The organism is Serratia sp. ID 25-353 (genome assembly GCF_054792795.1).
The window spans coordinates 1072023-1098041 of sequence record NZ_CM139236.1; the positions used below are offsets into that span (position 1 = coordinate 1072023).

Here is a 26019-nt window from a genome sequence, read left to right on the forward strand (position 1 = left end):
CACAGTTCTCTCTTTGAATTGCAAGTGCAACGATTGTAATTGCAATTCAATGCGTGTGCCAACGGCTTTCTTTGGGGAAATCGCATCGTAAGTGTGAGGCGGCGAAGTATGAGGGGGGGTATCCCCCTCGCGCCTTTCACACCACCGGCGCCACCGTTAGCAGCAGGTTGGCGAAGCGGCGCTGTTCGCCGGAGGCGATCACCAGCAGCGTCCGATCTGATTTGACCGCGGCGTAGAACGCCTCGCGCGGCAGGTGTTCGACCGGGCACTGCGCCGGCAGCAGCTGCCGGTATTCGGCTTCGATGGTGTTGGTGAAGTCCGGCGGGCAAGCCATCAGCGTGGCGCTTTCCACGTTGATGCAGGCCAGCAGCTTTTCCAGGATCGGCGGGGCGGCGAGCGTGCCGGGCGCCAGGTTCAGATAGACCACGGTGGCGTCTTTCGGCGCGTGGGTCACGCAGGCGTAGTTGCCGTCGGCGATCAGCACCTGGGTTTTATGCCCGCATTGCGCCAGCGCGGCGAGCAGCGGCGGGTGGGTGATGGCGGATTTAATCATAAGGCGATACCTGAATAGGGGGCGGCAGCCGTGCCGCCCGCAGCTGAATTACATGCGGTAGATGCCGCCGTTGATGTCGAGGGTGGCGCCGGAGATGAAGCCGTCGTACTCCGCCGCCAGGAAGGCGATGGCGCGTGCCACGTCGTCCGGCGTGCCTGCGCGGCCCAGCGGGATGGCGCGAACGGTTTCCTCCGCCGATGCTTGGGTGGTGTGGCGATTATGGAAACGGGTGCCGAGGATCAGACCGGGCGCCACCGCATTCACCCGGATGCCGTGCTCGCCCAGCTCCGCCGCCAGCGAGCGCGTCCAGGTGAGCACCGCACCCTTGGTGGCGGAATAGACCAGCGAGCCGGAATGCCCGCCGGCGCGGCCGGCCTGCGAGGCCAGGTTGACGATGCTGGCGCCGTTTGCCGCCTTCAGGAACGGCAGCGCGCTTTGGGTCACGTTCAGCATGGTGGTCATGTTCACGTCGATCACGGTTTGCCAAAAGGCGCGGTCGATCTCGCCCAGCCATTTGCGCCCGACGATGCCGCCGACGTTATTGACCAGAATGTCGATGCCGCCGAGAAACTCGGCGCCGGCTGAAACGCAGCGCAGCGTTTCGTCGGTATCGATGAGATCGGCGTAGCCGTAAGCGGCCTTTTGCCCCAATGAATGGGCCAGCGCCACCAGCGCTTTGGGGCCGCTTTCGTCGCTGTGATAGTGAAAATAGATGTCGCAACCGGCCTTGATCAGCCGCTCCGCAGTCGCGCGGCCGATGCCCTGTTCCGCCCCGGTGATAAAGACCTTTTTGCCCGCAAGATCGCCCATGATTGACTCCTTATTGGTTCGTTAAGCATTGATGACGCCTTCGCGCTGTTTCGCGCAGTAGAAAATGCAGATCAACCCGGTGGCCAGCAGGCACGAGGCCAGGAAAAACAGCCCCGGCGCGCTGTTGCCGGTCAGATCGTTCAATACGCCCACCGCATAAGGCGCGACGAAGCCGCCGATATTGCCGATGCAGCTGACCACCGCCAGCCCGGCGGCCGCGGCCGCGCCGGTGGAAATGTTGGCGGGCATGGATAAAAACGGCGGTACGGCGGTGTAGATGCCGATGGCGGCGATGCACAGGAACGACAGCGCGACGAGCGGATCGTATTTAAAAAACGTTACCGCCCCCATCAGGCCGATAGCGGCGACCACCATGCTGAGGCCGGCGAACAGGCCAAGTTTTTTGGTTTTGCTGGCCCACAGGCTCCACGGGTACACCAGCAGCGCGGCCAGGCCGTAGGGAATGAGTGCCAGCAGGCTGACGCGGAAGATATCGCCGCCGGAGAGGGCGGTAATGATCGACGGCAGCCAGGTGCCAAAGCCATAAATGCCGCACACCATGCCGAAGTTGAGCAGCGCGTAGAGCAGGTATTTCTTGTTTTTAATCCCTTTCAGGAAGTCGCCCAGCGTGATTTTAGAGCCGGATTTGGAGCGGCCGGCGTTGCTCATCAGCCAGGCCTTTTCCTCCACGTTCAGATAGCCGACGTCCTTGGGCGAGTTCTTGATCAGGAACGGGATCAGCAGGCCGATGACGATCGGCGGCAGCCCTTCGAGGATAAACAGCAGCTGCCAGGGGGCGAACCCGAACCAGTCATGCTGAATATTGAGAATAAAGCCGGAAATCGGCGAGCCGACGGCGTTGGACAGCGGCTGGACGATGATGAACATGCCGAGAATTTTGGTGCGGTATTTTTCCGGGAAAAATACCGTGAAGTAATACACCACCGAGGGAAAGAACCCGGCTTCGCACACGCCCAGCATAAAACGGCAGATATACAGCTCCAGCGGCGTGCGTACAAAACCGAGCAAGGTCGCGAAGATGCCCCAGGAAATTAATATTCTGGCGAACCAGATGCGCGGGCCGAATTTAATGGTGCCGGCATTGCTGGGTATTTCAAACAGAAAATAGCCGATAAAGAAAATCCCGGAGGCGAAGCCGAAGGCCGAGGCGGTCAGGCCCAGGTTATCCTCCAACGCCTTGGCAGCGTAGGCCATGTTATTGCGATCGAGAAAGGCCAGGAAATACAATAAAATCATGAGGGGGACAATATGCAGCGTCAATTTCCTGATAGCGCTGTGTTCAATATCCTGCGGCTTGCTTATTTTCATTTTGATATTTCCAATGTGGTTAATCGGAATAATAGAGGCCCGGCCCATAACCCTGAGCTGAACGTTAAATAACGGCACGACGCTGATTCATTGAGGCGCGTGCATCCCTTAAGCGCGACGGCCTGTTCCTTTGTTTTTGGCTGACACCGATCCGGACGATGCCGCTGCGCATCGCCTGGGTAAGACGCTGTTATTTCAGTTAGCCGGCGGCTTTAACCGAGCGCCGGCTGATGACCGTCGGCGGGAAGAGAAACTCGCCGGGCGGTTGTGAATCACTGTTGATGCGGCCGATCAGGCGCTCGACCATCAGCTGCGCCATCTCCGCCAGCGGCGGCCTGACGGACGTCAGCCCCGGTTCGGCCAGGCCGGCCAGCGCGATATTGTCGATGCCGATCACCGAGATGTCTGCGGGTACCTGGACGCCGGCGGCGCGCACCCCCACCATCAGCCCGATGCCCAGCGCATCGTTAATCGCCACGATACCGTCCGGGCGCGGCGTCAGCGCGAGTACGCGCGGCGCCAGCGTCAGCCCCAATTCGAACATTTCCGTGTCGCCGTAGGCGCTGTTGGCCTTGCCTTCGATCACCCGTTGGCGTTCGCTCAGGCTGTGCCCCAGCGCACTCAGAAAACCGTCGATCTTGTGGCTGCGCCCGACGGTCAGCGTCGCTTCGGTGGCGAACACAATGTGTCGGCAGCCGCGTTCGAGCAGGTGCTGCGCGGCCAGGCGCCCGGCGGCGACATTGTCCATCGAGACGCTGTCGAACAGCGGGGTATCGATGGCCGCCCGCTCGGGAAACGGATTGTCATAGCTGACGATCTTCATGCCCCGTTCGGCGGCCCGGACAAAATGGGTCTGGCGAACGTCGCTTGCCGCCACGATGATGCCGCGCACGCCATGCAGGAACATATCGTCGATAAACGCGGCCTCTTCCTGTTCCTGGCGGTAGGCGTTGCCGAGCAAGACGCGGTAGCAGTGAGCCCGCGCCGCGCCGTCGACCGCATGCGCCAGCGCCGAAAAGCTCGGGTTGACGATCGACGGCAGCAGCAGGCCGATGATCTTGGCCTGCGGTGCGGGCACCGCCGCCGCCCGGGCCGGTCGATACCCCAGGGTCGCCATCGCTTGTTCGATGCGTTCTCGGGTCTGCGCGCTCATCTGGTGGCTGCGGTTATTCAGCAGGTTCGACACGCTGCTGATGGAGACGCCGGCCAACCGCGCGACATCACGAATATTTGCCATTTGCCGATACCTTGCTGCCTGCCGTTAGCCTGCAATCTATAAGGGAAGCCGGCCGCAGGCAAGCCGTAACCGGGGCGCCGCACGCATGGGATTGCGCATTTGTGAGAGTCGTCAGGCGGCGGCCGGATTGTTTACTAAACAGTAAGGCGGGGCAGGAGGTTAGGCCAAGATCGGGCATGCGTCCGGCGGTGTCTCGGCGGCCTGCTGGCGGAATTTTCCCGGCGTCAGGCCGAAGTGGCGGGTGAAGGCTTTATGCAGCGCCACTTCCGACGAATAGCCGGTCTGTTCGGCGATACGGCTCAGCGGCAACGCCTGGCGCGCCAGCAGCCGGGCCGCCAGCTGCATGCGGATGGCGGTAAGGGCCTGCAGCGGCGTTTGCTGCGTGACCTGACGAAAGACGCGGGCGAAGTTGGCGCGCGACATATGGGCCCGTTCGCTCAGTTCCACCAGCGTCCAGGGGTGTTGCGGGCGGCGCAGCATCTGTTCAACCACGTTGCCCAACTGCGGATGCAGCAACGCAGCGACCAGATTGCCGCTCTGGTTCGGCTGGGCCAGCCAGGCGCGGATCGCCAGCGCGAACAGCAGCGCCATGGTCTGGCTGACAATGGCGTTGTGCCCCTGGCCCTGTTGGCTGAACTCATCGCTCAGCAGCTGGCCGGTCGCCTGCAATAGCGCCAGCCGCCCCTGCTGGCGGCTGTTGAACAGCAAACATTTCGGCAGGCTCGCCAGCAGTGGCGATGCGCTGTGCGGCAAGATTTGCACGCCGCACAGCAGGTGCGTAGCGCTGTCGGCCCCCTCCGGCAGCAGGCGGTGGGCGGAGTTGTGCGGCAAGAACAGCAGGCTGCCTTGCTCCAGCGGTACCGGGCGGCCGCCGGGGATCTCCAGCCGACAGCTGCCTGCCAGCACCATGTGCCAGCGGATCTGGCTCCACTCCCCGGCGGCATGCGGCGAGCGCCACTCGCCGCTGAAATGGCAATCGCGCGCCACGTAACCGCGCATGTCGTTAAGCATCAACAGTTGGCTGAGCGGATCCATTTTGAGACTCCTGGCTAAGAAGCTGATTGTTTCGGCAATGGGCCGGCGTAATGCGAAGCACTAAGATCGGTTCGATAGTGCAGCGATGCGGAGGGCGCCGCTGCGATGCATGAGTTATCAATGACATGGAGCCGGTAATGAAAATACTATTCTTTCTGAGCAAGGGCGACAAGCTGGGATTAACGCTGATTCGCCTCAGCATCGCCATCGTCTTCTTATGGATTGGCCTGCTCAAATTCATCCCTTACGAAGCGGACAGCATCACGCCGTTCGTCGCCAACAGCCCGCTGATGTCGTTTTTCTATGACATGCCGCAGGACTATCAGGCGCATCTGACGCACGAAGGCGAACTGAACCTCGCCGCGCGCGCCTGGCAGCAGGCCAACAATACCTATGGCTTCTCCAACGGCCTGGGCGTGGTGGAGGTGGCGATCGCGCTGCTGGTGCTGGCCAACCCGTTCTCCAAATGGCTGGGGCTGTTGGGCGGCATGCTCTCCTTTTGCACGCCGCTGGTGACGCTGACCTTTTTGATCACCACCCCGGAGGCCTGGGTGCCGGCGCTGGGCGATGCGCATCACGGCTTCCCTTATCTCTCCGGCGCCGGGCGCCTGGTGCTGAAGGACACGCTGATGCTGGCGGGCGCGGTGATGATCATGGCGGATTCGGCGCGCAGCTTGCTCGAGAAACAGTGGCGGGGGAAGGCCGCATGAGCGTCATGAACCGAGCCGTGGCCGGTAGCCTGATGATGCTGGCCTGTTCTGCAGTGGCGGAGGGGACGCCGGGGCAAGAAACCCGAACGGTAGAGAGCGCCTACGCTTATCAGGAAACGCGTCAGCGCATTATCAGCACGGCCGAGCAGAAGGGCGTGACGCTGTTTGCCGAGTTCGATCACGCCAGGGCGGCGCGTGAGCATCATCTGGCGATGCCGCCCACCACGGTGCTGGTGCTGGGCAACCCGCTGGCGGGCACGCCGCTGATGCTGGCGCGGCCGGCGTTGGCGCTGGATCTGCCGTTCAGGGTGCTGATTGCGCAAGACGAACGGGGCAAAACGCAGGTCAGCTACCACCCGGCGGAAAGTCTGAAGTGGAGCGCCGGGGCCGACGAACGACAGATCGCGGCGCTGAGGCCGCTGGAGCGGTTAGTTGAGGCCGCAATACGCTGATTGACCGGCGATGAACATCACGAGACGAGGCGACACAATGTACGATTATCAAGCGATTATCATCGGTTTTGGCAAGGCCGGCAAAACGTTGGCGGCCTTTCTGGCCGGGCAAGGATGGCGCGTGGCGATGGTGGAGGCGTCGGCGCAGATGTATGGCGGTACCTGCATCAACATCGGCTGCATACCGACCAAAACGCTGGTGCACGATGCCGAGCTTCACGGGCCGGGCGAACAGGCGTTCAGCCAGGCGATGGCGCGCAAGCGGCAGGTGACCGGCCTGCTGCGGGAGAAAAACTACCAAAACCTGGCGGGGCTTGAACAGGTCACGGTGATCGACGGACGGGCGGAGTTTATCGATCCGCACCGCATCAGCGTGCAGGGCGCCGCGGGAACGCAGGTGCTGAGCGGCGAGCGCATCTTCATCAACACCGGGGCCGTCAGCCGCCGGCCGGCGATCGACGGGTTGGATCGTTCGCAGCGGAGTTACGACAGCACCGGCCTGCTGCAGTTGACGCAGCGGCCCGCGCGGTTGGGCATTATCGGCGGCGGTTATATCGGGCTGGAGTTCGCTTCGATGTTCGCGCAGTTCGGCAGCGCCGTGACGGTATTCGAAGAGGCGGGCGCGTTGCTCGGCCGGGAAGACCGCGATATGGCGCAGGCGATACAGCAAATCCTGAGCGACGCCGGGGTGAGCTTCACGTTTAACGCCGGCGTGAAGCAGGTGCGCGATGTGGAAGGGGGCGTTGAGGTGGTGCATCAGGGCGGCGTGCAGTCGTTCGATGCGCTGCTGGTGGCGGCCGGGCGCGCGCCGAACACCGCCGGCTTGCAGCTGGCGCGCGCCGGTGTTGAGACGGATGAGCGCGGCGCCGTGCGGGTGGACGCGCAGCTGCGCAGCAGCGTGCCGCATATCTGGGCGCTGGGGGACGTCAACGGCGGGCCGCAGTTTACCTATATCTCGCTGGACGATTTCCGCATTGTGCGCGACAGCCTGTTCGGCGCGGGTAAACGCAGCACGACCGATCGCGGCGCGGTGCCTTACTCGGTGTTCATCACCCCGAGCTTCTCGCGCATCGGTCTCAGCGAAGATCAGGCCCGGCAGCAGGGGCGCAATATTAAGGTTGCCACGCTGCCGGCGGCGGCGATCCCGCGCGCCCGCGTGCTGGGCGACACGCGCGGCCTGCTGAAGGCGGTGGTCGATGCGCAGACCGGCCAGATCCTCGGCGTGGCGCTGCTGTGCCGCGATGCCCACGAGATGATCAACATCGTCAAAACGGCGATGGACGCCGGGCTGCCCTATACCCGGCTGCGCGATCAGCTGTTCACTCACCCGACCATGAGCGAGTCGCTCAACGACCTGTTTGGGTTGATAGGGTAAAGCGGGGCGAGAGGGGCGGCGCAGATGAGTGAGATCTGCGAAGCACCTCTCGTTTATCGCCCTTCGGGGCGGCGGGTTCTGTACTATTGTTTTCTCTTTGCGGCACGTTCCAGGCCGATGGGGCGCTGGGCGCAACGGAGATCACAGATGAACAAACGGGAATTAGAAAGCGCGATTGTCACCGATTTTTCCAAACGCATGAGCTACGGCGACTACCTGTGCCTGGACTCGTTGCTGGACTGCCAGCACCCGCTCTCCAATCCGCCGCATCATGACGAAATGCTGTTCGTGATACAGCACCAAACCTCCGAACTGTGGATGAAGCTGATGCTGCACGAACTGCAAGCGGCGGTGCGGCTGGTGCAGCAGGACAAACTCAGCCACTGCTTCAAAATCCTTGCGCGCGTCAAACAGATCCAGCGGCTGCTGTTCGAACAGTGGGCGGTGCTGGAAACGCTGACGCCGTCGGAGTACGTCGAGTTTCGCGACGTGCTGGGCAGCTCGTCGGGCTTCCAGTCGCACCAATACCGCTCGATCGAGTTCCTGCTCGGCAACAAGAATGCGGCGATGCTGGCGGTGTTCAGCAGCGATGCGGAAAAACACGCGGCGCTGAAGGCGATCCTCGAAGCGCCGAGCCTGTACGACGAATACTTGCTGTACCTGGCGCGCCACGGCCTGCCGATCCCGCAGGAGTGCCTCGAGCGCGACTGGACGCAGCCCTACCAGCGCAACCCGGATCTGCTGCCGGCGTTCAAAGTGATCTACGACAACCCGCAAACCTACTGGGAAGCCTATGAAATGGCGGAGAAGCTGGTGGATATCGAAGAGAGCTTCCACCTGTGGCGCTTCCGCCATATGAAAACGGTGGAGCGGATCATCGGCTTCAAGTCGGGCACCGGCGGTTCCAGCGGCGTCAGCTTCCTGAAAAAGGCGTTGGATCTGACCTTTTTCCCCGAGCTGCTGGACGTGCGCACCGAAATCGGCGCCTGAGATAACGAGAGAGGATAAGGGCGATGAGCGTGAGGGTTATCGATAAAGCGGCGGAGAAGGTGGCGGGAGTGAGAGTCGTGGGGCCGTATCCGCAGACGATCCCGCAGGGCTCGCAGCAACTGCTGGCATGGCGGCAGCGCCACGGCGTGCCGTTCGGCAAATGGCTGGTGCTGTATTGGGACGATCCGGCGGAAGTGGCGCCGGAAAAGCTGCGCGCCGACGTGGTGATGAGCGTCGCGGACGATTTCGCGCTGCCGTTGGGCAGCGAGGGCGTTACCGTGCAGACGCTGCCCGCCGGGCAGTATGCGGTCTACCACGTGCGCATCAGCGATGGCGACTTCGAGCGGGTGTGGGGCGAGTTCTACCAGAAGCTGCTGCCGGCCAGCGGCTACCAGCCGGTTGAGGGGGTGAGCTACGAACATTATCTCAACGACTGCGAAGCCGACGGCTATTTCGACCTCGATATTTACCAGACGGTGAAGAAGTGGTGAGGGTGGCTTAATGCGAAGAAAGGCTGAATCGATGGGGTGTGCCGATTCAGCCTGTGACTGTCATTCCTGTTCAGTTTAGGCGTCGTGAGCAGACGAGCGAGAGTGTAAATTTATTTTTCTATCGGACCGATACCCGTATTGTTTTCCTTTAGTCGGTTGCTATCTACCCATCCCACACCTCTTGAGAGGAGCTTAAACCTGAAATAAACAGCGTTGTGGTGATGATGCTAATTCTTACGAGCCTGTTTATTATGCTGCTTGCTGAAGTTATTTTATTTTCTATATTCACGTGTTGGTGGGTGGTTTCACTCTTCATCTGAGTCGAGAACGACTTGGCTCAAACATTGCTGTTCTTTCGCCGTGAATCCAAATGATATATGTTGGCCGTACGGGTTATTCCCTGTTGTATAATAGGTCTTTTCTTCAGGTGATTCACCGCGAGGGTAATCCGTAAGCTGCAGATTACTATAACGCTTCTTGATGTCATCAAGGGTAATGCAGTCACCGGTGACTTCAAAGGAGAGAAATACAGCGGCCGCTTTCTCGTCCTTGCTGACTCTAAGATCTAAATGTGATATTTTTATCTTTCCAGTTAAAGTTACATCTTCGCCTGAATAAAATGCCGTGTATTCATTTTCTGACTTTATGGTGAAGGGAGGGGTAATTTTCTTTATGCTACTTGTTGTTAGTGTTCTGGTTTTTTTTTGCATGTCATCGATGAAATGCCATAATTCTGTATTTTTCACGGGTGCTCCTGCCGCAGAGTGAAAAGAGAAGGTAAAGAGGCTTAATGTCAGGGTAAGGATCTTAGTTGGCATATTCTTTATCATACCATCCTCCATAATAGGCCTCATAATTTTCTCCTGTATTGGACGTAATTTCTCCCTTGCCGAAAATGCGTCCTATTGATTCGCGCGCTCGAATCTCACTAATCTCTTTTCTTTCGAGCGCATCATAGATGGTATTGTAGTTTGGCTGATTAGCGGGGTTTCCCGCAATACCAATATCGGGGCCACCATTAGCAATGATTTCACGTTGCACACGGATGTTGTTCAGAGTTGCAGCTCCTTCGTCACTGAGTGAACTGTTCAAAAATCGTTCTCTTGTGCTTGTGTCCATACGTGGCTTGTAAAGAGCATGCCCGCTTTCATGGGCCAACGATTGTACGACTCGTTGGGGGTTATCTAATTCATTACTGTCTATTGTAATGGTCTTCAAACGCTTGTCTGCAAAGGTCCCTTTACCTGCCACACCTTGATTAAATCGCCATTTTTTCTTTTCCAAATCGCTAATGTTTTGGCTCAACGTCGGTGACTTTGCCGCCAGCTCATTCACCTCCTTGCCAAAAGGGGTTACAGCGGCAGCCGGTTTCGCCGGCGCCGCTGCCGCCGCCCGAGGGGCGGCGTTAACCGGCTTTCCCGGCGTACCACTCGCCTCCGCGTTCGGGAAAAGCTGATCGACGGCACTCTGGATCGCCGCCTGATGGCCGCCGCCTGGTGCGGCGGTGCGTGCGGCGCCGCCGGGCTGGTTGAGATCCAGCTGGCCGCCGGTATTGATCTCTCCGTCCTCTTTCACCGTGATATTGAAGCTGGTGCCGGTGATGTTGATTTGGCCGTTCGCCAGCAGCTCGATCACGCTTTCGCCGCACTCCAGCCGCAGCGATTCGCCGGAGCCGAGGGTAAAGGCGTTGACCACGGCGTCGCTGCGCGTTTTGCCGGTCAGCGCGGAGGCATCGCCTTTGACGCCGGTGGCCTGATTGAGCACCACCCGTTTGATCTGGTTGCCGCCCACCAGATGGGTGTGGTCGTTATCGATGGTGTGGCTCTCATCGTTTTTGACCTGGGTGTCCATGTTGCGTTCCGCCTGGATCCACACCTGTTCGGCGCCGGCCTTGTCTTCGAAGCGCAGGGCGTTGGCGTTGTCGGCGGTGCCGTCCTTGGTGCGGCTCATAAAGCCCATTTGGGTGGCGGCGGCCGGCAGCGCCCACGGCGGCATGCTGGCTTCGTTATAGACGCGCCCGGTGACGATCGGCCGATCCGGATCGCCGTTGATAAAGTCCACCACCACTTCGTCGTTGACACGCGGGATCTGCACGCCGCCGTAGCCCTGGCCGGCCCAGGCGCTGGAGACGCGCACCCAGCAGGAGCTGCCGTCGTCCTTCGGCCCGAAGCGGTCCCAATGGAATTTCACCTTGATGCGGCCGTATTTGTCGGTCCAAATTGATTCGCCGGCCGGGCCGACCACCCGGGCGGTCTGCGGCCCGTGGGTTTTCGGCCAGGTGGCCTGCTGCGGCGGGTGCCAGGGCACGTCCGCCGGCAGCACGATGAAGTCGATACGGTGTTCGCTGCTTTGATCGTCGCCGCTGGCATAGCGGTTCTCTTTCAAATGGTAGTTGGCCTGCAGCGTCAGGTACTCGCGGTTGTCGTCGGCGTGCGGGGCGTTATACAGCGTAAAGGTGCTGCCGGGAGCGATGCCCAGCGCGGTGGCGGTGCCCCGGATCTGCTGATGTTCGGCCTGCCAGGCTTCCTGACGCACGCGGGCGTAGAACTCCCCTTGCTGATGCTCGGTGTAGCGGCCCGGCCAGTCGTAGACGTCAATCTGCCCCGGCGTTGGCGAAACCGGGTTTTGCCGCGCCTGGAACAGCCAGGCGTTCGGCTTGCGGAAATCGTAGTCGTCCAGGCTGTAGATGCCCGGTGTGACGCGATCGGACAACGTCCACTGACTGATGCCTTCCTCGCTGGTGCTGCCGCCGGACGGCGTCAGGTGATAGGGGATCATCTCGTAGCCGGGATAGGGCTGGTGGTGGTGGGGCGCATCCCCGAGCACCAGCGTGTGTTTGCCCATCTCGTGTTTGAAATAGTAATAGATGCCCTCCAGCTCCATCAGGCGGCTGATGAAGTTGAAGCTGCTTTCGTTGTACTGCACGCAGTAGCCCCACAGGCGATAGTCGCCGGTCAGCTGATCTTCCAGCTGCACGTTGTGCTCCGCCAGCAGGGTCTTGACGATCTGCGGTACCGTCTGTTCCTGGAAGATGCGGAAGTTGCGGTCCTTGGTCATCGGCCACAGATCCGGCTGCACGTGCAGGTTATACAGCGCGTAGCGGGTGCCGCCGATCTCTTCGCTGCTGACGGCGATGGCGGTGATCTTGCCGTTCAGGTAGCGCGGGGCGCTGAGAAAGCCCTGGGTCGGGATCTCCAGCGTCAGCGGTTGGCCGAGCAGCGCTTTGCGATCGAGCCGCGCGTCGGTGCTCAGCAATTCAATAGAGAAGTTGAAAGGGGTGGAAAGCGCTTCGATGCCGTCCAGTGAGCGGAACAGTAGCTGCTCCTGGCCCAGCGGCGTGTGCGCAATAATGCGATCCAACATGAGGACGTCCTCTGTGATTGACGTCATGCCCTGCATACCCCGGCGTTGCAGCGGCCTTGCCACGCGGCCAATGAGGGTGGGCAGTGGTGCGTCAGTCTCATGAAATAGGAGAAACCCCGCCGCGACGGGGCTTCAGAACGGAATTAACCGGCGCTGGCCGGATTGACCAGCCAGGTGCCGGCGGTGTCGATGCTGAGTTGCTGCTGGCGACGCCGATCGTTGTGACGGATCTCCAACTGATAACGGCCCGGCGCCAGATTCAGGCTGGCGAAGCCGTTTTCGCCCGGCGTCACCTGCTGCGGCTTGCCGTCGAGGCTGACCTGTTCGCCCGGCTGCAGTTTGAAATACACCAGCGCCACCGGCTGCGGTGGCGGCGCCGCCTTTTCAGGTTCCACCGGCGCAGATGGCGCGGTTTGCGGCGCGCTCGGCTGCTCCGTCACGGTTTTCTGCGCCGGTGACGCCGCGGTGTTTTTCGCTACGGCCTGGGTATCGTCCTTGCCGCCGCTCAGCCAGGCGACGGCGCCGATCACCAGCAGCGCCGCGACGCCGGCGCCGGCCATCATCGGCCGTGAGAATTGGGTGCTACGCGCGGTAACGGCACCGGCGGCCGCGGCGGCGGCTGCCGGGTTGGCGGCCACCAACAGGTTCTCCGGCGCGGCGGCCGGGGTGCTGACGATTTCGTTTTCATCGGCGATCGGCAGATGCAACAGCTCGGCCATTTCATCGATGGTCTGCGGGCGGTCTTCCGGCTTCAGCGCCAGCGCACGGTCGACGGTGCGCAGCAGCTCCGGCGAGTAACCGGCGGGGCGACGCTCGGCCAGCGGCTGGTAGCTGTCTTCGATGCTGCGCACCACGCTGACCGGCGGCGGCGAACCGACGATCAGCGTGTGCAGCACGGCGCCCAGCGCGTAGATATCGGTCCAGGGCCCCTGTTCACCGTCGCTGTTTTCGGTGTACTGCTCGATCGGCGCGAAGCCCGGCTTCAGCATGATCTCCGTTTCGTCCGACAGGTTACCGATCTCTTTGCGCGCCGACCCGAAGTCCAGCAGCACCGGCAGCTGGCTCTCCTGGATTTGGATGTTATCCAGTGAGATGTCGCGGTGCAGGTAGCCTTCCTGATGGATGGTGTTGATGGCGCTGAACAGCGGCGGCAGCAGCCGCCGGATCCACGCTTCGTCGATTTTCTCCGGCTGCTGCGCCTGCAGGTTCTTCAGCGTGGTGCCGCTGTAGAACTGGGTGCCCATGTAGGCGGTGCCGTTCTCTTCCCAGAAGCGCAGCACGTGCAGCAGGCCGGGGTGCGAGAAGCGGGCCAGCAGGCGCGCCTCCTGAATAAAGCTGTTCAGCCCGGCCTGGAAGGTTTTGCCGAAGCGCTCGCCGCGCAGCCCGATGCTGAGATCGTCGTTGCGTTTCGCCAGCGAGGTCGGCATGTACTCCTTGATGGCGATGGTGCGTTCCAGTTGGTGATCGTAGGCGCGGTAGACGATGCCGAAGCCGCCTTCGCCGATCGCTTCCTGGATCTCGAATTCATTGAATCGATAGCCGCTCGGCAGGCTGTTCGAATTCGGTTTGGTTATCCCGGTTCCCGACATAGTGATGACTCTCTGTGTTCAAAGGGCCGCCGTCTCGGCGGCCGCGGCGTTATGCCTGAAATTGACAAATGAATTCGTGGTTCTGCAGCGCGATATGCAGCTGGCGATAGCGCTGGTCGTTGGCGCTGCCGGTCAGCAGGGTGTGGCTGATCTGCGGCAGCAGGGTGTTGGTCAGGATGGCGTCGACCATGCGGCCGCCGGACTCTACCTCGGTGCAGCGGCTGACGATCTGCTCGATGACCGCGTCGTCGAAGGTGCAGACGATGTCGTGATTCTCCGCCAGGCGACGCTGGATGCGCCCCAGCTGCAGGCGCACGATGTTGCCCAGCGTGGCGTCGGTCAGCGGGTAATACGGCACCACCAGCAGGCGGCCGAGCAGCGCCGCCGGGAATACCGACAACAGCGGCTGGCGCAGCGCGCCGCTCAGCGCCTCCGGCTCCGGCAGCAGCTCCGGATCGCTGCACAGCCCGGCGATCAGATCGGTGCCGACGTTGGAGGTCAGGATGATGATGGTGTTGCGGAAATCGATATGGCGACCTTCGCCGTCCTCCATCCAGCCCTTGTCGAACACCTGGAAGAAGATTTCATGCACGTCCGGGTGCGCCTTCTCGATTTCGTCCAACAGCACCACGCTGTATGGGCGGCGGCGCACCGCCTCGGTCAGCACGCCGCCTTCGCCGTAGCCGACATAGCCCGGGGGGGCGCCTTTCAGCGTCGAAACGGTGTGCGACTCCTGGAATTCGCTCATGTTGATGGTGATGACGTTCTGCTCGCCGCCGTACAGGGTTTCCGCCAGTGCCAGCGCGGTTTCGGTCTTGCCGACGCCGGATGGCCCAGCCAGCAGGAACACCCCGACCGGCTTGTTCGGATCGTCCAGGCGCGCCCGCGAAGTGCGCACCCGGCGGGCGATCAGATCCAGCGCATGGCGTTGGCCGATCACGCGCTGGTTCAGGGTGTCGGAGAGTTGCAGCACCGCCTCAATCTCGTTTTTCACCATGCGCCCCAGCGGGATGCCGGTCCAGTCGGCCACTACCGCCGCCACGATATTGGCGTCGACGGCGGCGAAGATCAGCGGCGCTTCACCTTGCAGCGCGCTTAACTGCTGCTGCAGTTCGCCCAACTGGGCGCGCAGCGCGTCGGCGTCAGGGCGCGCCTGCGTCTCTTCTTCAGTAGACTCTTCTTCCTGCCGGTGCAGCTGGGCGCGCAGTGTGATGATCTCTTGGATCAGCGCCAGCTCCTGCTGCCAGCGGTCGGTCAACTGTTCCAACTCCTGGCGCAGCGCGGTCAGCTGGGCTTCAATCTCCTGCGGGCGCAGGGGATCGCCGATGCCCACCTTGGCCTCGCGACGTGCGATATCCCACTCTATCTGCAGCGCATCGATGCGGTGGCGGCAGTCTTCGACCTGGGCAGGCTCGGCGTGTTGGCTGACCGCCACGCGCGCGCAAGCGGTATCCAGCAGCGCCACTGCTTTGTCCGGCAACTGGCGGGCAGGAATATAGCGATGCGACAGCCGCACCGCGGCGTCTACCGCTTCATCCAGCAGCAGCACGCGGTGGTGTTGCTCCAGCGGGCTGACGGTGCTGCGCAGCATCAGCAGCGCTTTGTCTTCGCTCGGCTCGTGTACCTGTACCACCTGGAAACGGCGGGTGAGCGCCGGATCCTTCTCGATGTATTTCTTGTATTCCGACCAGGTGGTGGCGCCGAGGGTGCGCAGTTGGCCGCGCGCCAGCGCCGGTTTCAGCAGGTTGGCGGCGTCGCCGGTGCCCTGGGCGCCGCCGGCGCCGATCAGGGTGTGAATTTCGTCGATAAACAGGATGATCGGCGTCGGGCTGGACTGCACTTCGTCGATCACCGCCTGCAACCGTTTTTCAAACTCGCCTTTGACGCCGGCGCCGGCCTGCAGCATGCCGATGTCCAGCAGGCACAGCTTCACGTCGCGCAGCTGCGGCGGCACGTCGCCGGCCACGATGCGCAGCGCCAGGCCTTCCACCACCGCGGTTTTCCCGACGCCGGCCTCGCCGGTCAGCAGCGGGTTGTTCTGGCGGCGGCGCATCAGGATATCGATGATTTGCCGGATCTCTTCATCGCGGCCGGCCACTGGATCGATCTCGCCGTTGCGCGCTCTGGCGGTCAGGTCCTGGGCATACTGCGCCAGCACGCTTTCACCGCTGCGCGGCGCGCCGGATACGTTCTCGGCGCTGCTTTCCGCCGGCGCATCCTGGGCGTTTTCCGCCGAGTGAGCGGTGATGGCGGCGAACTGCTCCATCAACAGATCGGCGTTGATGCGCTCGAACTGCGGGGAAATGGCCTTCAGCAGATGGCGCAGGCTGTAGGTTTTCAGGATGCCGAGCAGCAGGTGGCCGCCGCGGATGCGCGCCGCGCCGAATTTCAATGAGCCATAGACCCAGGCGCGTTCTACCGCGCTGTCGATGTGCTCGGACAGATCGGAGATGGCGCTGGCGCCGCGCGGCAGGCGATCGAGCGCCTCGACGATGTCGCGCGCCAACTGCGCCTCGTCCAGCGCGAAGTGGCGCACGATCTGTTGCAGATCGCCGTCCGGCGATTGCATCAGCTGATGTAGCCAGTGCGCCAGTTCGACGTAGGGGTTACCGCGCAGCTTGCAAAACGCCGTCGCACTTTCCAGAGAGGTGAATAACAGGCTATCCAGTTTGCCAAATAATACCGAGCGGCTGATTTCAGACATGGTTTTCCTCAGGTCTCAGAGTGGCCTGGCGCCGCAGGGCGCCGGCCGAAATAGGGTCAGAACGGATTTTCCAGCGGTTCAGGGCTGAAGATCAGATCGTCGAGATCGCGTTGCCGCCGATCGTCGGCCAGCCAGCTGCTCAGGCCCAGTCGCTGCGCGCCGCCGAGCTGGATGCCGTGCGCCTGCTCCTTCGCCAGGATCAGGCGGACTTCCCAGACGAACTCGATGCCCAGGTATTGGCGCACCCAGTCGCGCAGCTGCCGGCACAGATCGGCGCCCGGCAGGAAGCGGTCATAGTCCCGCTGCGGCATCGGCCCCAGCTCGATGCGGAATTTGTGCTGAATATCGCGCACCGCGATGCCGAGAAAGGCCGACTCGCCGAGCCGCGGCGCACCGCGCCCGGCCTTGAGCCGAGCTTGCTCGCGCGGCTCCACCCGCAGCCAGTGCGGCACGTTTTCGACGATGCGCACCGGCACCTTGAAATACTGCTGCAAAATCTTGCTCAGGCCTTCCGGATCGCGGCTGTGGCGAATCAGATGACCGGCCATAAAATGTTTGGCGTGGGCGTTGATGCTGTCGCGTTCCTGCTGCGCCGGCTGGCCGATGCCGATCAGGCTCGACAGGTACTCGTCGAAGCGCCGGTTGTCTGGACGATCCAGCGACACCGTCGGCTGCGCATCGGCCCAGGCGCGGTAAAACAGCAGCGTGAGCCGGTGATGGAACAGGTTGGTGAACGCCAGCAGGGTGGTGTCCTGATGGTGGTACACCCGTTCGCGCACGTATTCGGTCAGGTGTAGCGGCAGCGGCCCGTTGGGGCCGAACAGACCGAAGCTGAAGATCGAGACGTCGTGCAGCGTGCTGTTGGCGCGCGGCGCCACCTGCGCCAGCGTGGAGGGCGCGAACGACAGCGATGGCTCCTGGCCCAGGCGCAGCATCTCGTGGCGCGGCAGCGGCGCGCGCCCCAGCAGGTAGGGTTGACCGCCCTGGGCGTCGATGCGGCGCAGCAGCTGAAACAGATCGTGCTGGTAAGGCGCGCTGCGCAACCGCGGCCAGAAGTCGTCCGGCAGGCGATACAGCGCGTTGATCTGCGGCGGCGCCAGTTCGGTGGCAATCATCTCCGCGTTCATATCAGCGTCCTTTTGCCCATGCGCGCCTGCCAGTGGGCGATTTCGCCGCGCTGCTGACTGGAGAGCGTCATCTCGGTGAAGGTGTTCATCGCCACCAGGCGCGAGAACAGGCGCTCCAGCACGCTGCCGAGCAGATAGGGGCTGTTGCCGGAGAACGCCTGCTCATCGACCGTCAGATCGATGGCGATGCCGCGCGCGAACACGATGGGGCCCGGCTCCGGCACTCGCCGGTAGACCGGCCGCAGGTTGCAGTGGCGCACGCCCTGGATCTGTTTGGCGATCGCCGGTTCGCTCAGGTTGCCGTACAGCCCCAGCAACTGGCGCAGGCTGGCGGCGCCCTGTTCCGGATCGCCGTCCATCATGCTGAGGTAGTTCAGCTGCAGCTGGCTGATCAACCGCCAGGTGATCATCCCTTCGGCCAGCGCCGGGCGCGGCGGAGTGGGGCCTTTGCGCAGAGAGACCTGTTTGATCGGGATCGAGTCGGGCATCACGAAGTTGCCCTGATCCTGTTGCAGCAGCATCAACGGCAGGTCGCGGCTGGTGCACAATACGTCGGCGGTGAGGTATTTCAGATCGCTGTGCCACGGCGATTGCCGCTCGTCCACCAGCGACACGAACACTTCCGAACCGGCATAGCCGGTGCGGGTGCCGTAGCGGCGGGCGTGCTCCGACAGCGTGCGCTGTTCGCGCCGCAGCGAGAAGTAGGCGCCATAGTTGCCGTCGTCCGCGCTCAGGGTGCTGTAAAACGGCCGAAACTCTTGCTCGTAGCGTTTTTCGCTGGCGCTGCCGCCGAGCCGCTGCACCGAGAACACTTCGTAATCCAGCGGCCGGATATTGTCGACCACCAGATGGTATTCGTGGTTTTTTTCGTTGATCGCGATGCGTTCGGCGACCTTCGGAAACAGGTTGATCACCGGCGTGCAGTGCAGCGCCAAATGGGCGGCGTCGACCACCCGTTCCAGCGCGGCATCGTGCCGATCCAGCAGCACCACGATCTCGAACTGGCGCAGCGCCTTTTTCCCTTCGCGCACGCTTTGCAGCAGCGGGCGCAGGCCGTTGACGCTGAAGAACTGGAAGCGCGCCGGGAAGGCGAAGTACTCCTGCAGCAGCCGGTAGCCTTCGAAGTTGCGCAGGTCGTTGGGCAGCAGCGCCTGTTCGGCGGCGAAGCCCTCCTGCCGCAGCCCGTCCAGCGCCAGCGCGCGCCGCTGCGGCTGCGCCTCCACCGTTTGGCAGACAAGCCCGACGCTGTGCTGCATCAGCAGTTCCAGCAGCTGCTGCGCCTGTATGTCCGGCCCGGCCAGGTAAAACATCAACTGGTCCAGCTGCAGGTTGTTGAGCGTCACGCTTTCGTAGCACTCGAGGCGAATGCGCAGCGCGCTGACGCAGCCGCTGTGCTGCAGCCCCAGCGAGGCCAGCGGAATATCGGCCGGAATGCCGCCCAGCTCGACGCCGGCGATGCGCACCGGCTGCAGCGTGACGTCATGCGCCGTGGTGTAGCTGCAGGTGATGCCGCTTTTCTTCAGCGTCTGGCTGTCCATCATGGTGCCGCGCGGCACCACGAAGCCGTTGCTGATGTCGCCTTTGCTGCTGTCCGGCTGCAGCTCGGCGATCGCCATCGACGGCGTCGGCGACAGGTAGTTGGGGTAGATGATCTCCAGCAAGCGCTGAGAAAAGCGCGGGAACTCGGCGTCCATTTTCAGCTGCACGCGCGAGGTGAGGAAGGCGAAGCCCTCCATCAGACGCTCGATATAGGGATCCGCCACGTCGATGCCGCGCATGCCGAGACGGCCCGCGACCTTCGGGTACTGTTCGGCGAACTCGGCGCCCATCTCACGCAGATAGGCCAGCTCGCGGTTGTAATAATCTAAAAGTTTACTGTCCATCGCCTTACCCTATGTCTTTCAGATCGAAGTGGCCGTTTTCCAGATCCACGTCGGTACGGAACAGAAACTCCAGCGGATAGGGCACGCACCACAGGCGGCCCTTGATTTCGATCGACAGCACGTTGTGCAGCTCCAGCGAGCCGGTGTCCGAGATGCAGCGCACCTGCAGCCCCTCGGGCAAAATGCGCGGTTCGAAATGGAGAATGGACTCGGTCAGCGCGCGCTGAATGTCGAGCCATTCGATGTCCGACATGCGCTTGCCCGCCAGCGAGGCGATGCCGTAATTCAGGGTGGAGCGCCGCACCTGTGGAAAATCGCCCAGATCCAGATTGGATTCGCTGTTGACGCAGTTGAACAGCCACTGCAGATCGCGCAGCACCCGGCGGCGCAGCTCGCTGTGCGACACCAGGTTGCGCACCTGCGCCTCCTGCTTTTTCTGCGGTTCGTCGTCGGTCAGCATGTCGAGCAGCACCGGCTGCATTTTGTCGCGCGACGTCAGGCGCTCGCTGTCCTGACGATAGCGATAGCCCTGGCGGCGCAGATCGCCGCCGTCGTAATGGGGTGGGCGCTTATCGTTCATGTTCAGGCGCTCGCGTCGAAGCTCAGCTGCCGCAGGCTGTGCAGCGGGAATTCGTCGCTTTCGCTGAGCCAGGTCTTCAGGCCCAGCCCCGCATAGTGGGTGCCGTCGCCCAGCGGTTGCCATTCGGTGCGCTTGCCCAGCAGCAGCGCGTCGTCGCTGCCTTCGGCCAGCGGATAACGGGCGGGCAGTTGGCACACCTGTTCGCGGCCGTCGGTGAGGCGCACCAGCGCATGGCTCCACACCAGATCGATGGCGCTCTGCGGCGCCTGGAACTGGATCGCGGCGATATCGGCGAACGGCAGCCAGTAGTAAACGCCGTTCAGCGCCAGCTCGCATACCGGCCCGAGGCGGCCGTCACCGTCGGTCAGCCAGTCGAAACGCAGCTGCCGTTCTTGGTCGCCTTCGGCCAGCGTTAACCGCCCGGCGCCGGCCGGGGCGGCTTCCAGCGCTTCATCGCGCAGCGCCTGGGCCTGCTCGGCCGCGCCTTGCGCATCCTGATGCAGCGCCTGCACCATCAGTTTCAGCCAGGGCTGATCCTGCCGCAGCAGCGCCGGCGCGGCCGTGCCGGCGAACACCGCCTGGCGTTGCAGCTCGGCGTTAATCGACTGCGCCAGCAGCAAGGTGGTTGGTTGGGCGATCGGTTTCAGCGCCTGCCAGGATTTCAGCTGCGCGTTGGCGCGCGTCCAGTTGCCGCTCAGGCACAGCAGTTGCACCAGCGCGGCGCGCAGGTCGGCATCCGCCGGTTTCGCCTTGATCTCGTTTTCGACGGCGGTGATGGCCGCGCCAATCGACTGGCCTTGCAGCATGCTTGCTAATGATTTCACAGGCTTTCCTTATAATCAGTGAGTGGCGCCGTTAACCGACAGGTAGCTGCCGCTGGCGGGATCGACCCGGTCTGCGGCCAGCTTTTCCACCAGCTTGAAGGTCAGCGGAGCGGGGGCGTTCAGCAGCGGTTGCCAGGCGGTTTGCGCCTGCTGCAGGCGCTGTTTGACCTTGTTCTCGTCAGCGGCGTCGATGCGCGGCATTTCAACGATCGCTTCGCCGTTGAACGCCCAGGCGTGCAGCTTCGGTTCGAATCTCAGCAGCAGGAAGCTGCCCGGCGCCTGCGGGTTACCGCCCAGAACCAGCCGTTGGGCGTTGGCGCTGACGACGGTCAGCGCGCGATCGCCGCCGTTGATCTGCGCCAGCGGATAGCCCTGCAGGAACCACAATGTCGGCGAGAGGATTTGGCCGCCCTGTTGCAGCGTGACCGCGCCGCTGCCCTGCAGCCAGCCGTCCTCGCCGCAGCGCAGCGCGTCGCCGGCGGGAATGAACAGCGCGCCGCCGTTGGCGTCGTCATGCCAGAAGGTGCGGAAGTGGCAGCCCTGCGGCAGGTTGAAACGCTGAGGCGGCGCGGTGTCCGCCTGCGGAGAGGTCACGGCTACCGCCGCAGGGATCGCCGGCTGCGGCGGGGTTTCCGGTTGCTCGGCGGATTCCTGTTTGACCACCGGTTTCCAGCCGCGCGCTTTGGCGGCTTCGCCGCTGGCCAGCTTTTCACCGCGCTTGTCGGTCAGCGTCCAGGGCAGGTGGCCGGCTTTGGGGCACTGCTTTTCCAGCAGATTGCCGACGCGCGGCAGAAAGTCGTTCAGCACCGCCGGATCTTGGCTTTGCGCCGAGACGATGCGCAGCGGGATGCTCTTGCCGCACCAGCTTGCCGGATTGCTGTTTTTGACGTCATCGATAAACACTTCCAGCTTCTGGCTGGGGGAGTAAACCAGGCGATAGTTCATCGCCTGCGCGGTCGGTACCGCCATCAGGGCGACGAGCCCCGGCATCCAATATTTCATAGTGAACCTTGCTGTGAATGTGCGCTGCTCAGTCGCGGCTCAGAAACCGCTCCGCATCCGCCAGCGAATGCAGCAGGGTGGTTTCCTGCGGTGAGCCAATCCAGACGGCGATAGCGCTGTAGTTATCGCTGTTATTGTTTTTCTTCCATGCCTGCTGCATCAGGGCGATCCACTCGCTGGGGGAGTTGACCATGTGCAGCGACTGTTCCAGCTCGGCCTGGCTGAAGCTGTGCCAGAAGCCGTCGGTGCACAGCAGGAAAACGTCGCCGTCTTCCAGCTGCAGCACGTCGCTGTAGGTGGCGTCGCGCTCTTCGTTCAGCCCCAGCGCGAAATACAGCAGGTTGCTGTTGATGCCGTTGGTCTGATAGCCGGCGTCCTGCATCTGCTGGATCAGGCTGTGGTCGGTGGTGACGGCATGCAGGTAGCCGCGGCGGAACAGGTACAGGCGGCTGTCGCCGGCGTGCGCCCAGTAGGCCAGCTGGTAATCGCGATCGATAAACAGGCTGACCAGCGTGGTGCCCATCTTGCTGTATTCGTCCGACTGTCGCTGCTGCTGGTGGATGGCGGCGTTGGCGCGCGTAATGTGCTGGCGAATGCTTTGGGCGTTCAGGTGCTTTTCGCCGTCGAAGTTTTGCAAAATGGTGTCGCGCGCCAGTTTGGCGGCGATATCGCCGCCCGGAAAGCCGGCGATGCCGTCGCACACCACGAAGCAGGCGGCGCGGTTGCCGAGCACCTCGCCGGTCTGATCCTGGTTGGAGGCGCGGCCGCCCTGGTTGGAGGTAGAGGCTATGGTGATATTCATTACGCGTCCGGTTTGGTCTGTGAGTCTTTGTATTGATTCACTTCAACGTCATAGGCGTGCAGGAAGGCTTCGCCGAACAGGGTGTGGAAATCGTCCTCGATCTCGCCGGAGGTTTGCTGATAGTTCTTCACGAAGTAGTCCCACAGCGCAGCCTTGCGGTTGGCGGGCAGCGACAGGCGCGGCGCCACGCCTTCCTTGCGCGCTTCCTCTTCGAGGCGCTCCGGGTTAAACGACTGCAGCATGGCGGCGATGATGGCGCGAATACCGGCGATCATTCCCAGCTGGTGCGCCTGCAGGTCGATCAGCGCGTCGCGCACCGCCTGCTCCGGCGGCATAAAGCCCGGCATCTGGCTGCCGAACATCTGCATCAGCACCGTTTTGCCCGAAGGCAGCAGCTTGAACGGGTTGTTGGCCTCGTCGAGGATCATGGTCATCTCGGCCTTCACGCCGCGCTTGAGGATCGAGCGGGATGAAAGCAGGGCGACGGTGCCCTGCGAGAACAGGCTCAGCAGGCGGCCGGCCTGGCGGATCTGCCGTTCGTCGAAGTGCGGCTGTGGCTGCAGATCGTCGAGGCCGATGCCTTGCAACAGCGCCGTCAGCAGTGGCCCCTCTAAGGTGTCGCCATTCGGCGCGGCGGCGTGCTGCCGCTGAGCGGACTGGTAGGCGACCGGATCGATGCCCAGGCGGTTGCCCTGGCGCGGGCGCGGCGGCTGCGCAGGCGGTTCCTGCTGGTTGAACTGCGGCACGGGTTGTGGCTGTGGCTCAGGCGTCTGCACGGGCGGCGGCGTCGGCTCTGGGCGTGGCGCTTGCGGTTGTGCGGCGATCGGCGGAGGAGACGGCGGCACGGGCGGCTGTACCGGCTCGTCCGGCTGAGCCAGCGGCACGGCGCCGCCCATCAGCAGCCCCAGCGGATCGTTGCTGTTTAGCGTCTCGGGCGACGCGGGAGCGGATGAACCGCCGAACAGCGCCAGCGGATCCAGCTCTTGCTCCGGTTGCTGCGCATTCTGAGCCGGGGTTGCCGGCCGCGCTGGCGCAGCCTGCTCCGCCAGCAGCGCGCTGGGGGTGGTATCGGCGAGGATGTGTTCGCGCTCAAAGGTGGTGTCGGTGTTGAACAGCGCCGCCGGATCGGTTTGCTGCTGCTGCAGCTGGCGCAGATCGACATCGCCCGCCAGCTGCGCCAGCGGATCGGCCGGGTTCAGCTCGCGAGCGGGGGTGTCCAGCAGCGGGTGGTTGCCAGGATTGGCGACCGGCGGCGGCGTGACGGCGGCCGGCGCATTCGGGGTAAATTCTTCCACCAGGCTGTCCCAGATTTCGTTGGGGATGGGCGCGGCGGATTTTTCTTTGGCGGCGGCTGTTGGGGCCGCCGCAGCGGCAACGGCGGCGGCCTTGGCCACCGGTTGAGTCTGTGGCGCGGCGTGCTGGTGCAGCGCGCTGACTTCAATCTGGTAATCGTCGATGCCGAGCACGTCGCCGTCCTGCAGTTCAACCTGGCGGCCACGTTCCAGCGGAATGTCGTTCAGCAGCACGCGGGTAACGTTGCCGCGGTTGGTGATGCGGCATTCGCCGTCAGCGGAAATATGCACGATCGCCTGCAGGCGAGAAATGGCGCGCTCTTCGTCCGGCAGTACCAGGTTGTTGTCCACGCTGCGGCCGATGGTGCCGCCCGGCGGCAGAAAATCGCAACTGCTCTGCGGCGGAACCTGGCCGCTTTTATTTTTTACAATGGAAAATCGCATAAGGCATTCCTGCTGATTAGGAGGTAGTGCAATAATTAATGATTCGATCTATGGCTTGCCAAAATTTGCGGGTATTTTGGCAAGCCGTTAAGTTGTTTCTTAACTCGTTCACTAAGGCTTGTTGTAGTCTTAATTTTACTAAATGCTTTTATTATTAATTGAAAGAATTATGGAATAAGAAGGTGAAATAAAATTCCGTTGAACATCTCAAGGGTAACGGCTCTCTCATAACTAATTCTGATATCAGTTGTCGTCTTTCCCTTGGTACTTCTTGATGATGGCTTGCAACGCTTGGCTATGTACAAGATCGATGCACTTTGCCATCGTCATCGGCTCCCCAGACATGCTGTCATAGGGCTTTGCCAGAAATTCTTTTGCCAGCGCCCTGACAGCGGTATGCGCTTCCAGAGAATAATTGCCGAACTCCATGTAACCCCTGGCGGCGGCATCGTTTTTGACTTCTTTTGCTGAGTACCCCTCGGCGATACAAACGCTAAGCGCGTAGTTTTTGAGGTACTCGGCAGGGGAGTACTTTTCGTTGGCGGAAGCTTCAGTATTTAATACCGCCAACGTGAGTAGGAATACAGTTTTAATCGTATGACGTGAGTTCATCGATTCGTTTTTGCATGGTATTGGCCAGGCAGTCTTTGTCATCTCGGCATTTATCCCTTTGCAGTAACCAAGATTTTTGCGTGTTGTTTAAAGTGGCCACCAGTTTTTTATCTCCTGCATCGGCCGCCTGCTTTTTTGCCAACAGCCAAGCTTGAGAAACGCTTTTGTCATAGGCGGATAAATTGAAGTCTGAGCAGATAGTTTTTTCAACAACGCTTGTAGATTTAGCACAGTCGAAAGACGCAGCAGGTTTAGGATCTTTCGGTAACCGTTCTAATTGCAGTAGCGAACCATCGTACCAATTAACCAGCATTTTTTGTGGATTGAGAGCGGCAAAGCTGGAGCCTGCACCATTATCGGATGGGCCGAATGATCCGGAGTGACAAGCGATCTTGAAAAGAGAGACTTCTGCTAGGCCGTTTTCTTTCAATGTATAGTTTTTAGCCGAGATGCTTTTATCTCCGCCCATCGACTTGCCGATGAATTGATTCAGCGTGCTTCTCTCAATACTTAAGGTTGGCGCTGTGCAGACGTCTTTTTCCGGCAGATTGTTTTCTATTGATTTAGTGGAAATATTGATTACCCTTCCTAGTAAACGAGGGTCGTTAAGTTGATAGTTAAGTGTGCGGGTAGTCTCATTGTCTATGTTGACCTGAGTCACTTGCCATAAGCCATCAATAGTTGATGATGTTGGGGCATTAACGTTTTTTTCTGCCGCGTATGCACAGAACGATAACAAGACGCCACTGATTAGAAATTTATGTTTTTTCAATAGAGTGATGCCCTTCTTTCTGCAGCGAACTGTCCTGTGTTTG

At 61.8% G+C, this 26019-nt stretch carries 23 protein-coding genes; 5 read left to right on the top strand and 18 right to left on the bottom strand.

Features of this window, described 5'->3' with window-relative positions; all coding sequences use genetic code 11:
* Nucleotides 1-136 precede the first annotated feature (136 nt).
* The 5 genes from ACYF6X_RS05130 to ACYF6X_RS05150 all read right to left on the bottom strand — a co-directional run bounded on the left by ACYF6X_RS05130 (nucleotide 137) and on the right by ACYF6X_RS05150 (nucleotide 4964).
* Nucleotides 137-553: an RbsD/FucU domain-containing protein gene (locus tag ACYF6X_RS05130; protein WP_063990307.1), complete on the bottom strand. Its 417-nt coding sequence runs from the start codon at nucleotides 551-553 to the stop codon at nucleotides 137-139.
* Nucleotides 554-601: 48 nt separating this feature from the next.
* Entirely contained in the window at nucleotides 602-1363 is a 762-nt protein-coding gene (locus tag ACYF6X_RS05135) for an SDR family NAD(P)-dependent oxidoreductase (RefSeq protein ID WP_063990306.1), read from the bottom strand.
* 21 nt (nucleotides 1364-1384) lie between these two features.
* The gene (locus ACYF6X_RS05140) at nucleotides 1385-2620 is read right to left on the bottom strand and encodes an MFS transporter (protein ID WP_175089939.1); all 1236 of its coding nucleotides are present in this window, start codon (nucleotides 2618-2620) and stop codon (nucleotides 1385-1387) included.
* 271 nt (nucleotides 2621-2891) lie between these two features.
* Nucleotides 2892-3929, bottom strand: coding sequence for a LacI family DNA-binding transcriptional regulator (locus ACYF6X_RS05145; protein WP_130017249.1), 1038 nt, complete (start codon nucleotides 3927-3929; stop codon nucleotides 2892-2894).
* Nucleotides 3930-4088: 159 nt separating this feature from the next.
* The gene (locus ACYF6X_RS05150) at nucleotides 4089-4964 is read right to left on the bottom strand and encodes a cupin domain-containing protein (protein WP_130017250.1); all 876 of its coding nucleotides are present in this window, start codon (nucleotides 4962-4964) and stop codon (nucleotides 4089-4091) included.
* 137 nt (nucleotides 4965-5101) lie between these two features.
* On the opposite strand from ACYF6X_RS05150, the gene rclC reads away from it, so the two are divergent.
* The 5 genes from rclC (at nucleotide 5102) to sbmC (ending at nucleotide 8982) form a co-directional block, all read left to right on the top strand.
* A complete protein-coding gene (rclC, locus tag ACYF6X_RS05155; protein ID WP_107226407.1) occupies nucleotides 5102-5674 on the top strand; it encodes a reactive chlorine resistance membrane protein RclC in 573 nt (190 codons plus the stop codon).
* Nucleotides 5675-5709: 35 nt separating this feature from the next.
* A complete protein-coding gene (locus ACYF6X_RS05160) occupies nucleotides 5710-6126 on the top strand; it encodes a DUF302 domain-containing protein (RefSeq protein WP_242512509.1) in 417 nt (138 codons plus the stop codon).
* Nucleotides 6127-6163: 37 nt separating this feature from the next.
* Entirely contained in the window at nucleotides 6164-7501 is a 1338-nt protein-coding gene (gene rclA, locus ACYF6X_RS05165; RefSeq protein WP_130017252.1) for a reactive chlorine resistance oxidoreductase RclA, read from the top strand.
* A 147-nt stretch (nucleotides 7502-7648) separates the two neighbouring features.
* Nucleotides 7649-8491, top strand: coding sequence for a tryptophan 2,3-dioxygenase (gene kynA / locus ACYF6X_RS05170; protein ID WP_025303311.1), 843 nt, complete (start codon nucleotides 7649-7651; stop codon nucleotides 8489-8491).
* Between the two features lie 23 nt (nucleotides 8492-8514).
* Entirely contained in the window at nucleotides 8515-8982 is a 468-nt protein-coding gene (gene sbmC / locus ACYF6X_RS05175; RefSeq protein WP_130017253.1) for a DNA gyrase inhibitor SbmC, read from the top strand.
* Nucleotides 8983-9287: 305 nt separating this feature from the next.
* Here sbmC and ACYF6X_RS05180 read toward each other — a convergent pair whose 3' ends face one another.
* The 13 genes from ACYF6X_RS05180 to ACYF6X_RS05240 form a co-directional block, all read right to left on the bottom strand.
* The gene (locus ACYF6X_RS05180) at nucleotides 9288-9812 is read right to left on the bottom strand and encodes a hypothetical protein (protein WP_080473405.1); all 525 of its coding nucleotides are present in this window, start codon (nucleotides 9810-9812) and stop codon (nucleotides 9288-9290) included.
* Entirely contained in the window at nucleotides 9790-12345 is a 2556-nt protein-coding gene (locus tag ACYF6X_RS05185; protein ID WP_130017254.1) for a type VI secretion system Vgr family protein, read from the bottom strand. Before ACYF6X_RS05185 ends, ACYF6X_RS05180 begins: the two co-directional genes overlap by 23 nt.
* A 143-nt stretch (nucleotides 12346-12488) precedes the next feature.
* Complete coding sequence (locus ACYF6X_RS05190; protein WP_130017255.1) at nucleotides 12489-13934, bottom strand: serine/threonine protein kinase; 1446 nt, start codon at nucleotides 13932-13934, stop codon at nucleotides 12489-12491.
* Nucleotides 13935-13983: 49 nt separating this feature from the next.
* Nucleotides 13984-16638: a type VI secretion system ATPase TssH gene (gene tssH / locus ACYF6X_RS05195; protein WP_130017256.1), complete on the bottom strand. Its 2655-nt coding sequence runs from the start codon at nucleotides 16636-16638 to the stop codon at nucleotides 13984-13986.
* Between the two features lie 56 nt (nucleotides 16639-16694).
* Entirely contained in the window at nucleotides 16695-17765 is a 1071-nt protein-coding gene (gene tssG / locus ACYF6X_RS05200; RefSeq protein ID WP_107226397.1) for a type VI secretion system baseplate subunit TssG, read from the bottom strand.
* Nucleotides 17762-19648, bottom strand: coding sequence for a type VI secretion system baseplate subunit TssF (gene tssF, locus ACYF6X_RS05205; protein ID WP_063990295.1), 1887 nt, complete (start codon nucleotides 19646-19648; stop codon nucleotides 17762-17764). The genes tssG and tssF overlap by 4 nt, the downstream gene beginning before the upstream one ends.
* A 4-nt stretch (nucleotides 19649-19652) precedes the next feature.
* On the bottom strand, nucleotides 19653-20228 hold the full coding sequence (locus ACYF6X_RS05210) for a type VI secretion system baseplate subunit TssE (RefSeq protein ID WP_038876749.1): 576 nt from the start codon (nucleotides 20226-20228) through the stop codon (nucleotides 19653-19655).
* Between the two features lie 2 nt (nucleotides 20229-20230).
* Complete coding sequence (locus ACYF6X_RS05215; protein WP_277986671.1) at nucleotides 20231-21052, bottom strand: type VI secretion system accessory protein TagJ; 822 nt, start codon at nucleotides 21050-21052, stop codon at nucleotides 20231-20233.
* A gap of 15 nt (nucleotides 21053-21067) precedes the next feature.
* Nucleotides 21068-22054 carry a type VI secretion system-associated protein gene (locus tag ACYF6X_RS05220; protein WP_130017257.1) on the bottom strand — a complete coding sequence of 329 codons (987 nt, stop codon included), beginning with the start codon at nucleotides 22052-22054 and terminating at the stop codon, nucleotides 21068-21070.
* A 28-nt stretch (nucleotides 22055-22082) separates the two neighbouring features.
* Complete coding sequence (locus ACYF6X_RS05225) at nucleotides 22083-22856, bottom strand: PP2C family protein-serine/threonine phosphatase (protein WP_015378289.1); 774 nt, start codon at nucleotides 22854-22856, stop codon at nucleotides 22083-22085.
* A complete protein-coding gene (tagH, locus tag ACYF6X_RS05230; protein WP_130017258.1) occupies nucleotides 22856-24592 on the bottom strand; it encodes a type VI secretion system-associated FHA domain protein TagH in 1737 nt (578 codons plus the stop codon). Before tagH ends, ACYF6X_RS05225 begins: the two co-directional genes overlap by 1 nt.
* Nucleotides 24593-24835: 243 nt before the next feature.
* Nucleotides 24836-25204, bottom strand: a complete 369-nt coding sequence (locus ACYF6X_RS05235; protein WP_130017259.1) for a T6SS amidase immunity protein Tai4 family protein — start codon at nucleotides 25202-25204, stop codon at nucleotides 24836-24838.
* Entirely contained in the window at nucleotides 25182-25976 is a 795-nt protein-coding gene (locus ACYF6X_RS05240; RefSeq protein WP_130017260.1) for a lysozyme inhibitor LprI family protein, read from the bottom strand. Before ACYF6X_RS05240 ends, ACYF6X_RS05235 begins: the two co-directional genes overlap by 23 nt.
* Nucleotides 25977-26019 lie beyond the last annotated feature (43 nt).

Bases quoted from the DNA above. Each gene is read 5' to 3' on its own strand.
- sbmC (WP_130017253.1), top strand. From the start codon at position 8,515: ATGAGCGTGAGGGTTATCGATAAAGCGGCGGAGAAGGTGGCGGGAGTG.
- ACYF6X_RS05185 (WP_130017254.1), bottom strand. From the start codon at position 12,345: ATGTTGGATCGCATTATTGCGCACACGCCGCTGGGCCAGGAGCAGCTA.
- tssH (WP_130017256.1), bottom strand. From the start codon at position 16,638: ATGTCTGAAATCAGCCGCTCGGTATTATTTGGCAAACTGGATAGCCTG.
- ACYF6X_RS05235 (WP_130017259.1), bottom strand. From the start codon at position 25,204: ATGAACTCACGTCATACGATTAAAACTGTATTCCTACTCACGTTGGCG.
- ACYF6X_RS05130 (WP_063990307.1), bottom strand. From the start codon at position 553: ATGATTAAATCCGCCATCACCCACCCGCCGCTGCTCGCCGCGCTGGCG.
- tssG (WP_107226397.1), bottom strand. From the start codon at position 17,765: ATGAACGCGGAGATGATTGCCACCGAACTGGCGCCGCCGCAGATCAAC.
- ACYF6X_RS05180 (WP_080473405.1), bottom strand. From the start codon at position 9,812: ATGATAAAGAATATGCCAACTAAGATCCTTACCCTGACATTAAGCCTC.
- kynA (WP_025303311.1), top strand. From the start codon at position 7,649: ATGAACAAACGGGAATTAGAAAGCGCGATTGTCACCGATTTTTCCAAA.
- rclA (WP_130017252.1), top strand. From the start codon at position 6,164: ATGTACGATTATCAAGCGATTATCATCGGTTTTGGCAAGGCCGGCAAA.
- ACYF6X_RS05140 (WP_175089939.1), bottom strand. From the start codon at position 2,620: ATGATTTTATTGTATTTCCTGGCCTTTCTCGATCGCAATAACATGGCC.
- ACYF6X_RS05145 (WP_130017249.1), bottom strand. From the start codon at position 3,929: ATGGCAAATATTCGTGATGTCGCGCGGTTGGCCGGCGTCTCCATCAGC.
- ACYF6X_RS05135 (WP_063990306.1), bottom strand. From the start codon at position 1,363: ATGGGCGATCTTGCGGGCAAAAAGGTCTTTATCACCGGGGCGGAACAG.
- ACYF6X_RS05210 (WP_038876749.1), bottom strand. From the start codon at position 20,228: ATGAACGATAAGCGCCCACCCCATTACGACGGCGGCGATCTGCGCCGC.
- ACYF6X_RS05160 (WP_242512509.1), top strand. From the start codon at position 5,710: ATGCTGGCCTGTTCTGCAGTGGCGGAGGGGACGCCGGGGCAAGAAACC.
- ACYF6X_RS05225 (WP_015378289.1), bottom strand. From the start codon at position 22,856: ATGAATATCACCATAGCCTCTACCTCCAACCAGGGCGGCCGCGCCTCC.
- ACYF6X_RS05150 (WP_130017250.1), bottom strand. From the start codon at position 4,964: ATGGATCCGCTCAGCCAACTGTTGATGCTTAACGACATGCGCGGTTAC.
- tagH (WP_130017258.1), bottom strand. From the start codon at position 24,592: ATGCGATTTTCCATTGTAAAAAATAAAAGCGGCCAGGTTCCGCCGCAG.
- tssF (WP_063990295.1), bottom strand. From the start codon at position 19,648: ATGGACAGTAAACTTTTAGATTATTACAACCGCGAGCTGGCCTATCTG.
- ACYF6X_RS05190 (WP_130017255.1), bottom strand. From the start codon at position 13,934: ATGTCGGGAACCGGGATAACCAAACCGAATTCGAACAGCCTGCCGAGC.
- rclC (WP_107226407.1), top strand. From the start codon at position 5,102: ATGAAAATACTATTCTTTCTGAGCAAGGGCGACAAGCTGGGATTAACG.
- ACYF6X_RS05220 (WP_130017257.1), bottom strand. From the start codon at position 22,054: ATGAAATATTGGATGCCGGGGCTCGTCGCCCTGATGGCGGTACCGACC.